At 70.9% G+C, this 12,442-nt stretch carries 11 protein-coding genes; 8 read left to right on the top strand and 3 right to left on the bottom strand.

The features are described 5' to 3' along the window. Window positions 1-62: 62 nt before the first annotated feature. From VGV13_08465 to fxlM, 5 genes are all read left to right on the top strand, one after another. Window positions 63-344, top strand: a complete 282-nt coding sequence (locus VGV13_08465) for a metal-sensitive transcriptional regulator (protein HEV8641115.1) — start codon at window positions 63-65, stop codon at window positions 342-344. Between the two features lie 8 nt (window positions 345-352). Then, window positions 353-2,581, top strand: coding sequence for a heavy metal translocating P-type ATPase (locus tag VGV13_08460; protein HEV8641114.1), 2,229 nt, complete (start codon window positions 353-355; stop codon window positions 2,579-2,581). Window positions 2,582-2,592: 11 nt separating this feature from the next. Next, a complete protein-coding gene (locus tag VGV13_08455) occupies window positions 2,593-2,742 on the top strand; it encodes a YHS domain-containing protein (GenBank protein ID HEV8641113.1) in 150 nt (49 codons plus the stop codon). Beyond that, on the top strand, window positions 2,739-3,635 hold the full coding sequence (locus VGV13_08450) for a DUF2889 domain-containing protein (GenBank protein HEV8641112.1): 897 nt from the start codon (window positions 2,739-2,741) through the stop codon (window positions 3,633-3,635). Before VGV13_08455 ends, VGV13_08450 begins: the two co-directional genes overlap by 4 nt. A 104-nt stretch (window positions 3,636-3,739) precedes the next feature. Further along, window positions 3,740-4,996, top strand: a complete 1,257-nt coding sequence (gene fxlM / locus VGV13_08445) for a methyltransferase, FxLD system (GenBank protein ID HEV8641111.1) — start codon at window positions 3,740-3,742, stop codon at window positions 4,994-4,996. Window positions 4,997-4,998: 2 nt separating this feature from the next. Here the strand turns inward: fxlM and ftcD are convergent, their stop codons facing one another. Next, complete coding sequence (ftcD, locus tag VGV13_08440; GenBank protein HEV8641110.1) at window positions 4,999-5,910, bottom strand: glutamate formimidoyltransferase; 912 nt, start codon at window positions 5,908-5,910, stop codon at window positions 4,999-5,001. Here ftcD and VGV13_08435 point away from each other — a divergent pair. Genes VGV13_08435 through VGV13_08425 form a run of 3 tightly spaced genes read left to right on the top strand, consistent with a single transcriptional unit; the run spans window position 5,894 to window position 9,068 of the window. Further along, window positions 5,894-6,955, top strand: a complete 1,062-nt coding sequence (locus tag VGV13_08435) for an AIR synthase family protein (GenBank protein HEV8641109.1) — start codon at window positions 5,894-5,896, stop codon at window positions 6,953-6,955. The genes ftcD and VGV13_08435 overlap by 17 nt on opposite strands. A 4-nt stretch (window positions 6,956-6,959) precedes the next feature. Then, window positions 6,960-8,558 carry a gamma-glutamyltransferase gene (ggt, locus tag VGV13_08430; GenBank protein HEV8641108.1) on the top strand — a complete coding sequence of 533 codons (1,599 nt, stop codon included), beginning with the start codon at window positions 6,960-6,962 and terminating at the stop codon, window positions 8,556-8,558. A 6-nt stretch (window positions 8,559-8,564) separates the two neighbouring features. Continuing rightward, window positions 8,565-9,068: a hypothetical protein gene (locus tag VGV13_08425; protein HEV8641107.1), complete on the top strand. Its 504-nt coding sequence runs from the start codon at window positions 8,565-8,567 to the stop codon at window positions 9,066-9,068. On the opposite strand, the gene VGV13_08420 is transcribed toward VGV13_08425, so the two are convergent. Both VGV13_08420 and treS read right to left on the bottom strand, forming a co-directional pair. Next, entirely contained in the window at window positions 9,019-10,407 is a 1,389-nt protein-coding gene (locus VGV13_08420) for a hypothetical protein (protein ID HEV8641106.1), read from the bottom strand. The genes VGV13_08425 and VGV13_08420 overlap by 50 nt on opposite strands. Beyond that, window positions 10,382-12,055, bottom strand: coding sequence for a maltose alpha-D-glucosyltransferase (gene treS / locus VGV13_08415; GenBank protein HEV8641105.1), 1,674 nt, complete (start codon window positions 12,053-12,055; stop codon window positions 10,382-10,384). Before treS ends, VGV13_08420 begins: the two co-directional genes overlap by 26 nt. Between the last annotated feature and the right edge of the window lie 387 nt (window positions 12,056-12,442).

Here is a 12,442-nt window from a genome sequence, read left to right as displayed (position 1 = left end):
GGGCTCGGGGCCCCATAATACCCCCATAGGGTATATGGGCGAGGGGGCCGGGCGGGGGTGACATGATCGACGAGACGACGAAGAGCAAGGCGCGGGGACGGCTGCGGCGTATCGAGGGCCAGGTGCAGGGGCTGCAGCGGATGATCGCCGGCGAGGCGTACTGCGTGGACATCCTGCTGCAGATCTCGGCGGTGCAGGGGGCCCTCGAGCAGGTCCAGAAGCTGCTGCTGGGGCGGCACATCGAATCGTGCGTCGCCGACGCGTTCCGGTCCGGGTCGAAGGGCGAGCGGCAGCGCAAGATGGACGAGCTGCTGGACGTCTTCTCCCGGTTCGGAGTGAAGTGAGGCCGGGCATGGAGCGCATGACGTTCCCGGTGCGCGGCATGCATTGCGCCGCGTGCGTCGGCAAGGTCGAAGGCGCGCTGGCGTCGGTCCCCGGGGTGAGCGAGGCCGCCGTCAACCTCGCCACCGAGCGGGCCACCGTCGCCTTCGACCCGGCCCAGGCTGACGTCGCCGCGCTGCAGCGCGCCGTGGAGGCTGCCGGCTACGAGCTGGTGGAGCCGACCGCGGCGACCATGGGCGGGGTGGATGACGAGCGGCGCGCCCGCGAAGGCGAGCAGCGCGCGTTGCGCACCAAGTTCATCGTGGGCGCGGTACTGTCCCTGCCCGTTCTCATCGGCGGCATGGCCGACGTCTTTCCGTGGGCGCCGGCGTGGCTGCGGAACCCGTGGCTGCTGCTGGCCCTGTCGACGCCGGTGCAGTTCTGGGTCGGCGCCCAGTTCCACCGCGGCTTCCTGCACGATCTCCGCTACCGGAGCGCCAGCATGTCCACGCTGGTGTCGATCGGCACCAACGCGGCGTACTTCTTCAGCGTGGCCGTCACGCTGTGGCCCCACACGTTCATGGACGTGGGGGGGATGACGTACTACGAGACCGGGGCCGTCGTCATCACGCTGATCGTGCTCGGCCGCTGGCTGGAGGCGCGGGCGCGCGGGCGCACGTCGGAGGCCATCCGGCGCCTCATGGGCCTGGCCCCCCGGACGGCGCGGGTCATCCGCGACGGCCAGGACGTGGACGTCCCCATCGAGCAGGTGCTGGTCGGCGATCTGATCCGCATCCGGCCCGGCGAGCGCATCCCGGTGGACGGCGTCATCGTGGAGGGCGCCTCGACCGTGGACGAGTCCATGCTGACCGGGGAGAGCCTGCCCGTGGAGAAGCGGCCGCCGGCGAAGGTCGCGGCCGGAACCGTCAACCGCACGGGGAGCTTCGTGTTCCGCGCGACGGCCGTCGGCCGCGAGACGACGCTGGCCCGCATCATCCACCTGGTTCAGGAGGCTCAGGGCTCGCGGGCGCCGATCCAGCGGCTGGCCGATCGCGTGGCCGCCGTCTTCGTGCCCGTCGTCCTCGTCGTCGCCGCGCTCACCTTCTCGGCCTGGTTCTTCTTCGGGCCCGAGCCGCGCCTGCTGATGGCGCTCACCACCGCCGTCGCCGTCCTCGTCATCGCCTGTCCGTGCGCGATGGGGCTGGCCACGCCGACGGCGATCATGGTCGGCACCGGCAAGGGCGCCGAGCACGGCGTGCTCATCAAGAGCGCCGCCGCGCTCGAGCTGCTGCACCGGGTCGACACCATGGTCTTCGACAAGACGGGCACCCTCACGGGGGGCCGACCCGAGGTGACCGACGTCGTCCCCGTCCCCGGCGGGAGCGAGGACGAGGCGCTGGCGCTGGCCGCCGCCGCCGAGCAAGGCTCCGAGCATCCGCTGGGCGAGGCGATCGTGCGGCGGGCGAAGGAACGCGGGGTCGCCCTGCCGCCGATCATCGAGTTCGACACGGTGCCGGGCCAGGGGGTCGACGCCCTGGCCCCCGACGGGCGCGTGCTCCTCGGCAACCGGGGGCTGATGGACGCGCGCGGGATCGACGTGACGCCGCTGGCCGCGCGGGCGGCCGCGCTCCAGGCCGGGGGCAAGACGGTCATGTACCTGGCGTTTGCCGGGCGCCTGGAGGCGCTCATCGCCGCGGCCGATGTCCTCAAGCCCGAGGCGGCCGCCACGGTGGCCCGGCTCAAGGCCCTCGGCGTCGGCGTGGTGATGCTCACGGGCGACAACCGGGGGACGGCGGAAGCGATCGCCCGCCAGGCGGGCATTAATCGCGTGCTGGCCGAGGTGCTGCCGGAGGACAAGGCGGGCGAGGTGAAGAGGCTGCGCCAGGAGGGCCACCTGGTGGCGATGGTGGGCGACGGCATCAACGACGCGCCGGCGCTGGCCCAGGCCGACGTCGGTATCGCGATGGGCTCGGGCACCGACGTCGCCATCGAGGCCGCGGACGTGACGCTGATGCGCGGTAATCTGGCAGGCGTGGTGGCGGCGGTGCAGCTCTCGCGGCGGACGATCCGCATCATCAGGGAGAATCTCGTCTGGGCGTTCGGCTACAACGTGATCCTGATCCCGGTCGCGGCGGGCGTGCTCTACCCGCTCGGGGGCGTGCTGCTGTCGCCCATCCTCGCCGGCGCAGCGATGGCATTTTCCTCGGTCTCCGTCGTCACCAACAGCCTGAGGCTCAAGCGCTGGCGACCGGCCAGCTGAGGAGGAGTCGCATGGCCGTCGATCCCGTCTGCAAGATGACCGTCGAGCCCCCCAAGGCGGCGGCGCAGTCCACGTACCAGGGGCAGACCTATTACTTCTGCGCCGTGGGCTGCAAGCAGAAGTTCGATCGCGAGCCCGAGAAGTATCTCGGCAAGAAGTGACCGCGCCCGGGCTCGACCCGCGGGTGCTCCGGGCGCGCGACCGCTACCAGCGCGTCATGGAGGGGTGGACCGACAACACCCACGACGACGCCCTGACCCACACCGTGCGGCTGCGCGACGACGATCGCGCCATCGAGCTGGCGGCGATCGCCGCGCCCTCGCCGGCGTATGAGATCCGCGCGGCGCGCTGCCGTGTGCTCGGCGGCCCGGTCGCGCCCGAGGTCGAGCGCGGCGTCGAGACGCTGGCCGGCGCCCGGATGGTCGCGGGGTTCGCGCGACGCGTGGCGGAGGCGACGGGGTCGGGCGACGGCGCCGCGCTGGTCGTGGACGCCGCCATCGAGATCGCGCGGCTGGCGCGCCAGGTGACGAAGGTGCCGCGGGAGCGCGCCGAGCGGGCGGCCGGCGGCAGCGCCTGGGAATGCTGGCAGCTCGACACGACCGGGTGGATCGACCTGCCCGACTCGTGCTTCACGTACAGCAGCGCGGGCCGGGCGCTGGTCGCCACGCGGACGGTGGCAACGCCGATGGGGCCCGATCTCTACAGCCCCCGTCCCGGCCAGCGCCGCGTCTTCGTGCGCCACAAGCTGGCGCGGCTCGAGCGGGGCCGGGGACGGCTCGGCCTCTTCCACTCCATGCACGACAACGTCCACGGCTTCGAGATCACCTGTGAGGTCGATCTGGCCACCGGCGTGATCGTCCGGGCCGAGCATGTCACGCCGAAGCTCCCCTACATGGGGATCTGCTCCGAGCCTCAGAGCAAGATCCGCTCCCTGATCGGCGAGACCGTGGACGAGGGCTTGCGCAAGCGGATCGGCATCCTCCTCGGCGGCCCCCCGGGCTGCGCGCAGCTCTACGACCTGACGGCCGACCTCCTGAAGCTACTCGCGGCCTAGTGCCGTTCCAACTATTCGCGCCTAGGAAGGCACCGTGTACGTCGTTCGTGGACAGATTTAGTATCAACAAGTTGGAACGGCACTAGGGTCGCGTCGAGACTGCAATGGCGGAGATATCGGCGCTGCGTCAGGCCCTCGTCGACAAGGTCAAAGCGGACGGCCACATCCGCTCGCCCCGGATCGAGCGGGCGTTTCGTGAGGTGCCGCGTGATCTGTTCCTGCCGGGCGTGGCGGTAGAAGAGGTCTACCGCGACCGGTACATCATCACGAAGACGGTGGCGGGTGAGGCGGTCAGCTCCTCGTCACAGCCGCAAATCATGGCGGTGATGCTCGAGCAGCTCGGCCTGGAGCCCGGCCATCGCGTCCTGGAGATCGGCGCCGGTACCGGCTACAACGCTGCTCTCATCGCTCATATCGTGGGAGAGACCGGAGACGTCACCACCGTCGACATCGACCAGGACATCGTCGACGAGGCCCGCACGCACCTGGCGGCGGCCGGATTCGACCGCGTGCGAGTGATCTGTAGGGATGGAGGCTTCGGCTACTCGGAGGCCGCGCCCTACGACCGCATCATTCTGACGGTAGGTGCCGGGGACGTGGCCCCCGCTTGGCGCGAGCAATTGAAGCGGGGCGGACGCCTGGTCCTGCCTTTGATGGTGGGAGGGGCTCAGAAATCGGTGGCGTTCGAACCCGGAGACCGCCACTTGGTCAGTGTTTCGGTAAAGGAATGTCTGTTCATTCCGCTCCGCGGCGCCTTCGCTCCTGCGGTGACGCGCCTACCGCTCGGGCCTGCGTCCGGCCTGAGTCTCTGGGTGAGGGACCCCGGACAGGTCAACACCGAGGCGGCCTACGCGCTGCTGACCGGACCGCCCCGGGACACGCCGGCGGCGGTGCGATTGACGCCCCCTGAGGTCTACGGCGGGTTGATCCCCTGGATGGCGCTCCACGAACCAGGTGTCTTCTGTTGGTTCGAGGCCGAGGGACCGAGCGCGGACGGGAGCGCCGTGCCCTATCTCTTCGCGCTGGCTGGGAAGTACTGCAGCTCGGCAGGACTGTTCGAGGAGCATGGGGCCTGCTTTCTGATGCGCCCGCCATGCGACGCGTCTCCGGCCGAACAGGCGGCGAATCCACCTGCGTTCGACCTCTTCGTGCGCGGGTTCGGTGATGACGAGGCGCTGGTGCGTCGGCTGCTCGATGAAGTCCAGGCCTGGAACGCCGCCGGCCGTCCGGGTACCGAAGGGTTGCGGATCCGGGCCTATCCGACCGACGTCGACTACCACGCCGCCGCCGGCGAGATCGTCGTCCCTAACCGCTGGACCTGCCTCGTCCTGGACTGGTCCGGCGACGCCCCGCCGGCCTGAGGCTACTCGCCGCCGAGCGCCCTCGTCAGGTACGAATCCAGGAGCAGATCGGAGGTGAAGTCGGGCAGGCCCACGCTCGCGGGCGAGCGCCCTCGGAAGGCCGCCCGCGGCGCCACGCCGACGAGCTCGCTGCCGCGGACGCCGATTCCTCGCCGCCCGGCCTCTTCCTTCACCCGGTCGAACGCGGCCGGGATCGGCGTCGTACGGTAGTCGAGGAGGTTCATCGAGACCTGGGCGATCCCGCGGCTGACCAGCAAGAGCCCCATCGCCTGGACCCCCGCCAGCCCGCCACTCGATTCGCGGACGGCGCGGGCGATGGCGCGGGCGGCCTCGAGATCGCCCCCGTCGAGCCACACGTTGAACGCGACGAGGATGTCGCGCGCGCCGACCAGCACCGCGCCCGCCCGCGGATCGAAGCGCCCGGGCCCGTCGTCGGGTGGATCGGCGCCGCGCAAACGTTCGGCCAGCCCCTCGTAGCCTCCGCGCCGGGCGTCGGGCAGCCGCCGCCGTCCCGGTCCGGTGGCGGCCCGCCCGTAGTAGTAGACGGGCAGATGGTGACGGGCGGCGAGCGTCCGGCCGACCCGGCGCGCGACCTCGACGGTCTCGGCCATCGACAGCTCAGCCAGCGGGACGAAGGGCAGCACGTCGAGCGCGCCGATACGGGGATGGATGCCGTGGTGCGTGCGGAGGTCGATCGCCTCCAGCACGCGGTCGGCGAGCGCGAGCGCGGCGGCTTCCACGGCCGCCGGCGGGCCCAGGAACGAGAAGACCGAGCGGTGATGATCGGGGTCGGCGTGGACGTTCATCAGCGTCACGCCGGGCTGCCCGCCCAGCGTCGCGGCGAGGCGCTCGATCAGGGCGCGGTCGCGTCCCTCGCTGACGTTGGGGACGCACTCGATGAGCGGCCGGGGCACGTCGGGTATACTACGGGTCACCGCGATGAATTGCCTACCGGTTGGCAAGCTCCGCGCCCAGGCGCTCCAGGCGATCTTCGACAAGCACCCGGTGAAGGACCCCCGGGTCGTCGTGGGCCCGCGCGTGGGCGAGGACGCCGCCGTGATCGACGTGGGCGACCGCTACCTGGTGGCCACCACCGACCCCATCACCTTCGCCGCCGATGACGTCGCCTGGTACGCGCTGCAAGTCAACGCCAACGACGTCGCGGTCCGCGGCGCCCGGCCCCGGTGGTTCCTGGCGACGCTCCTGCTGCCCGAAGGCCGCACGACCGAGGAGTCGGCGACGGCGCTGCTCGACCAGCTCGCCGAGGCCTGCCAGGAGCTCGACGTCGCCCTGGTCGGGGGCCACACCGAGATCACCCACGGCCTGGACCGCCCGATCGTCGCCGGCACCATGCTCGGCGAGGTGGCCAAGGACAAGCTCGTGACCACGGGCGGGGCGCAGGTGGGTGACGCCGTCGTCATGACCAAGGGCGTGCCGCTGGAGGGCGCCGCCATCATCGCGCGCGAGCGCGAGGCCGAGCTGCTCGCGCGCGGGGTCCGCGTGTCCACCATCAAGAAGGCCAAGGCGTTTCTGAAATCGCCGGGGCTCAGCGTCCTGCCCGAGGCCGAGATCGCCTGCGAGCTGGCCACGGTCCACGCCATGCACGACCCGACGGAGGGGGGCATCGCCACCGCGCTCTGGGAGCTGGCCCAGGCGGCGGGGGTGGGCCTCCGCATCGATCGCGAGCGCATCGTCGTGCTGCCCGAGGGTGCGGAGCTGTGCCGCGCCTGCGGACTCGATCCGCTGGGCACGATCGCTTCCGGCGCCCTGCTGATGACGCTGGGGCCCGCGGATGCGTCCATCGTCATCCACGCCCTCGCCCGCGAGGGGATCGACAGCCACTACATCGGCCAGGTCGTCCCGCGGGACCGCGGCGTCGTGCTGGTGGACGGAACCGGGGAACGGCCGCTGCCGGTTTTTCCCCAGGACGAGATCTCCAAGCTCTTCTCGGGAGGCTAGCCCGGTGCCCCAGATCGGATATTCGTACCGCCCGGTGGCGCTCGGCCACGACGGCATGGTGGCCTCGGCCCACCCGCTGGCGACGCTCGCCGGCGTCGAGGTGCTCAAGGCCGGCGGCACCGCGGCCGACGCCGCCGTCGCCACGAACGCCGTGCTGGCGGTGACGCAGCCGAACAACTGTGGTGTGGGCGGCGACATCTTCTGCCTCTACTACGAGGCGGCGACGCGGCGCGTGCACTTCCTCAACGGCGCCGGCCGGTCGGGCTCGCGGGCGGGGCTCCCGGAGCTGCGCCGGCGGGGGATGGATCGGCTGCCCACGCTCGGCCCGGCCACGGTGAGCGTGCCGGGCTGCGTACGCGGCTGGGTCATGCTGCTCGAGCGCTTCGGCACGCGCCCGCTCGGCGAGCTGCTGGGGCCGGCCATCCATTACGCCGAGCGCGGCTTCCCCCTCACCTCCATCGTGAGTCAGGCGATCGCCGAGCTGGCCCCCCAGAATCCGGACCCGGAGTGGCGGCGGATCTTCTGCCCCGGCGACCGGGCGCCGGACCTCGGTGCGCTGTTCGTCCAGCCCGATCTGGCGCGCACGCTCCGCGACCTCGGGGCCGAGGGTCCCGACCTCTTCTATCGGGGACGAGTCGCCGAGGCGATCGCCCGGCGGCTCGAGCGGGACGGCTTTCTGACGGCCGCTGACCTGGCGGCTCACACCGGCGAGTGGGGCGAGCCGATCGCGACGACGTATCGCGGCCAGACGATCTACCAGACGCCGCCGCCGACCCAGGGCCTGGCCGCCCTGCTGGCCTTCAACCTGCTGGAGGGCTTCCCGCTCGCGCGCCACCGCGTCCACTCGGTCGAGCACCTGCACCTGCTCATCGAGGTCATCAAGCTCGCCTACGCCGACCGTGACCGCTGGATCGGTGACCCCGAGCACGCGCGGGTGCCGGTTGGATCGCTCCTCGACAAGGAGTACGCGGCGCTGCGCCGCCGGGAGTTCGATCCGAAGAAGGCCGGATCATACGCGCCGGGCGAGCCCGAGGGCGATACCACCGGCTTCCTCGTGGCCGACGGGCGCGGCAACGTGATCAGCGTCATCCAGAGCCTCTTCAACGCCTTCGGTTCGGGCGTGGTGGCGCCGGGCACGGGCGTCGTTCTCCAAAATCGTGGCCGGCACTTCAGTGTGGAGCCCGCGCATCCGAGCGTCTTCGCTCCCCGCAAGCGACCCTTCCACACGCTGATCGCCTCCATCGTCACCTGCGACGAGCGCCCCCGGCTGGGCTTCGCCACCATGGGTGGCAACGGGCAGGCCATGTTCCACGTCCAGGTGCTGACCAACGTCCTCGACTACGGCATGGACATCCAGGAGGCGATCGAGCGGCCACGGTTCCTGATCGGCGCGTTCCTGCCGGGCGAGCCCGCCGACACCATCAACCTCGAGAGCCGGGTGCCGCCGCGCGTATTCGCCGGGCTCGCTCGCAAGGGCCACCACGTCAAGCCGGCGCCGGCGCTCTTCTACAAAGTGGGCCACGCCCACGGCATCCTCGTGCGCGACGGGACCTTGATGGGCGGGGCCGACCCGCGCGGCGACGGCGTCGCGCTCGGCTTCTAGCGCCCCATGCGCGGGTGGCGGAGGCTGCCGGTCCTGATCGCCCTGGCCCTGCTCGCGCTGTCCGGCGAGACCGTCGCCGCCGAGTGGGGGACGATCAACCCCGGCCAGAGCACCATGGACACGGTGCGCGCGCAGTACGGCGGACCCACGCGGACGACCGCGCAGAAGGTCGACGGCTACGACACCGCGCAGTGGGCGTACGAAGGCCCCCAGGCGCCGGCGGGCATCCGGCGGCTCGTCGTGGATTTCGGGCTCCTGACGCCCGCCGGCTATCGACCCGCACTCGTCCGCTCGCTCACGCTCGAGCCGAAACCGGGCGTCTTCACCCGCCCCACGGTGCTGGAGGGCTGGGGCGAGCCCACACGCGTGTCGGCGGCCGGGCAGCCCAAGTCCTTTTTCTACGAGAGCGGGCTGATCGTGTCCTTCGACCAGGAGGGGTGGCAGGTGCAGTCGATGCTCTTCACGCCGCCCCAGCCGCCGGCGAAGGGCGAAGGCGCGCCGCGGCGCTGAACAGCCCGCGCGTCGGGATCTCCACCCAGTCGGGGCGGTGGTTGGCCTCGTACACGATCTCGTAGGCGGCCTTTTCCAGCTCGAAGACCGCCACCGCGCGCGCGAAGGCCTCGTCCCTCTCCGGGGTGAACGGAGCGCCGCGGGCGCCGGCGCGGTAGGCGGCCCGGAGCGCGCGCGCCGCCTCCGCCTGCCACGCCCTCACCCACGCTTCCAGCCCGGCCGGGCGTGACGCCTGGGCGGCGTAATCGATGGAGCGCAGCAAGCCGGCGACATCGCGCAGGGGCGTGTGCTTCCGCCGGCGCTCGGCCAGCGGGCGGATCGGCTCGCCCTCGAAGTCGATGATCGCGAAGTCGCCGTCGCGGTAGAGCGTCTGGCCCAGGTGGAGATCGCCGTGGTGGCGGATCTTCTGGCTGCCCCGCAGGCCGTCGAGGGCGTCCCGCACGTCGAGGTCTGCGACGAGGCCCTCGCGGCCGAGGGCGGCGCGCGCGGCCTCCAGCCGGGCGCCGACGTCCCGGCTCCAGGCGGCGAGATCGCCGGGCGCGATGGGCTCGGGCGCGAAATCGGCATCGTGCGGGTCCGACGCCAGCGCCCGGTGGAGCCCGGCCGTCACCGCGCCGAGCCGGTCGAGCGCCCCCAGCGACGCGCCGGCGAGTGCCCGTACCTGCGCCGCGTCGGGCGGGCCGGACGCGCGGCGCGCGCGATCGTAAAAGTCTCCCAGCGCCGCCAGCATCCACTGCCATCCGTCGCGGGCGCCGGCCACCAGTTCCTGGGCGACGGCGAGGGTCGTCGTGGCGCCGTCGCGCCGGTAGTCGAGCTGGCCGAAGAGCCGGGGCGTCTGGGCGAAGCGCGCGCGCTCGGTGAGAAACCGCGTCATCTCCGCCTCCGGGTTGATCCCCTCGGCGAGACGCCGGAAGTGCTTCACGATGACTGCGTCCCCGAAGACGACGGACGTGTTGCTCTGCTCACCGCCCAGGCGGCGCACCGGGAGGTCCGGCGCCAGGCCGCGAGGGAAGGCGGACGTCGGGCCTCCGCGGACCTCACCCCACTGGCCGGTGCGGGAGGCGCCGCGGGCGATGAGGTCGAGGAGCGCGAGACAGAAGCGCGGGTCGTCGAGCGCGTCGGCGACGTCGCCACCCGCCGAGGGGGCGCCGAGGGGGACCGCGTAGCGGTCGGTCCCGCCGTCGTCGAGCGTCACGTGGGCGATGGCGATCACCGCTCCGGCCAGCGGTACCGCGTCCTCGATCACGATCGCCTCGATCCGGCGCGTCTTGGCGGCGAACCAGCGCTGGCGGGCCAGCCAGGCGGCCAGGACGTCAGATGGCGGTATCTTCGATGCCATAGCGGAGCGGGCGGCGCTCGCGGCGCTCCAGCCGGAACCAGTAGAAGCCGTGCGGCGCCAGCGAGAGGAAGTAGGGCTGCTCGCCGATGGGCGGAAAGCGCGTCTCTCCCAGCAGCTCCACCGGCACGGCGCCGCGGTGGCGGGCCAGGTCGAGCAGCACCGGCTGCGAGCGCTCCGAGAGGTTGGCGACCACCAGGATCGTGTCGTCGTCGTGCTCGCGATAGAAGGCCAGCACGCACTGGTTGAGAGGACGGAGAAACTCCGTCGTCCCCCGCCCGAAGGCGCGGCAGCGCTTGCGGGCGGCGATTAGCCGCTTCATCGTGTTCAGCAGCGAGGAGGGCGTCTTGAGCTGGGCCTCCACGTTCACCGCCTGGTAGCCGTAGACCGGATCGGTGATCACCGGCAGGTAGAGCTGGCTCTCCTCCGCGGTGGAGAAGCCGGCGTTGCGGTCGCGGGACCACTGCATCGGCGTCCGCACGCCGTTGCGGTCGCCCAGATAGAAGTTGTCGCCCATCCCGATCTCGTCGCCGTAATAGATGACGGGGCTGCCCGGGAGCGTGAAGAGCAGACAGTTCAGCAGCTCCACCCGCCGCCGGTCGTTGTCCATGAGCGAGGCCAGGCGGCGGCGGATGCCGAGGTTCAGCTTCATCTGGGGATCCTGCGCGTAGGCGTAGTACATGTAGTCGCGCTCCTCGCTGGTCACCATCTCCAGCGTGAGCTCGTCGTGATTTCTCAGAAAGAGGCACCACTGGCAGGCGGGCGGGATGGGCGGGGTGTGGGTGAAGATGTCGAGGATCGGCAGCCGCTCCTCGCGCCGGATGGCCATGTACAGGCGCGGCATGAGCGGGAAGTGGAACGCCATGTGGAACTCGTCGCCGTCGCCGAAGTACGGGCGCACGTCCTCCGGCCACTGGTTGGCTTCGGCCAGCAGCACACGGTCGCCCCCGTAGTCCTGGTCGATGACGCGCCGGAACTGTTTCAAGATTTCATGCGTCTCCGGGAGATTCTCGCAGCTGGTTCCCTCGCGCTCGATCAGGTAGGGCACCGCGTCGCAGCGGAAGCCGTCCAAGCCGCGGTCGAGCCAGAAGCGCATGACGTTCAGCATCTCCGCGCGGACGGCCGGATGCTCGTAGTTGAGGTCCGGCTGGTGGCTGAAGAACCGATGCCAGTAGTACGCCTTGCGCACCGGATCCCACGCCCAGTTCGACTTCTCCGTGTCGACGAAGATGACGCGGGCGTCCAGATACCGCCGGTCGGTCGGGCTCCACACGTAGTAGTCGGCGTAGGGCCCGGTAGGGTCCAAGCGCGAGGCCTGGAACCAGGGGTGCTGGTCGGAGGTGTGATTCATCACGAGGTCGGCGATGACGCGGAGGCCGCGGGCGTGGGCGGCGTCGAGGAACTTCTGGACCTCCTCCAGGGTCCCGTAGCCGGGATGGATGCCCTGGAAGTCGGCGATGTCGTAGCCGTCGTCGCGGAGCGGGGACGGGTACATGGGCAGGATCCACAGACAGTCGACGCCCAGATCCTTGAGATAGTCGAGACGCTCGGTGAGGCCGGCGAAGTCGCCGATCCCGTTGCCGTCGGAGTCCTGGAACGCCTTGACGTGCACCTCGTAGAAGATCGCGTCCTTGTACCAGTCGTTGCTCATGGCCTCAGTATAAGATTCTACAGCCTGCTCGTAGGGCGTACCTGGCGGCGCCAGCGCCTTGAGGGTATCTGTTCGGCGACACCTTGTGAACACCCTTCGCCTCCAATCAGATCATCGTGCGCGGCGGCAAAGGCGACAGAGATCGCGTGACGATGCTTCCCGGCGCGGTCAAGGCTGATCTCGTACGACATCTCGAGGTCGTCAAATGCGGTGCCGACAAAGTCCACGTCGCTGAAGTGTTTGGCCGCGCCTCATCCAGGGACGGCGACCGTGCTACGCTGTCCGGGCGCGCCGCGTCACCCTGGTTATCCAGTTCCGTATACATCTAAATTAGTTCGACGGACAAGAGCCGGCGCTCGCAGCTTGACCCCGTATAGACACGAGTCT

Source organism: Candidatus Methylomirabilota bacterium, assembly GCA_036001065.1.
Lineage (GTDB): Bacteria > Methylomirabilota > Methylomirabilia > Rokubacteriales > CSP1-6 > MNEF01.
Note: the sequence above shows the minus strand (reverse complement) of the source record. Positions and strands in the feature narration are given on the sequence as shown.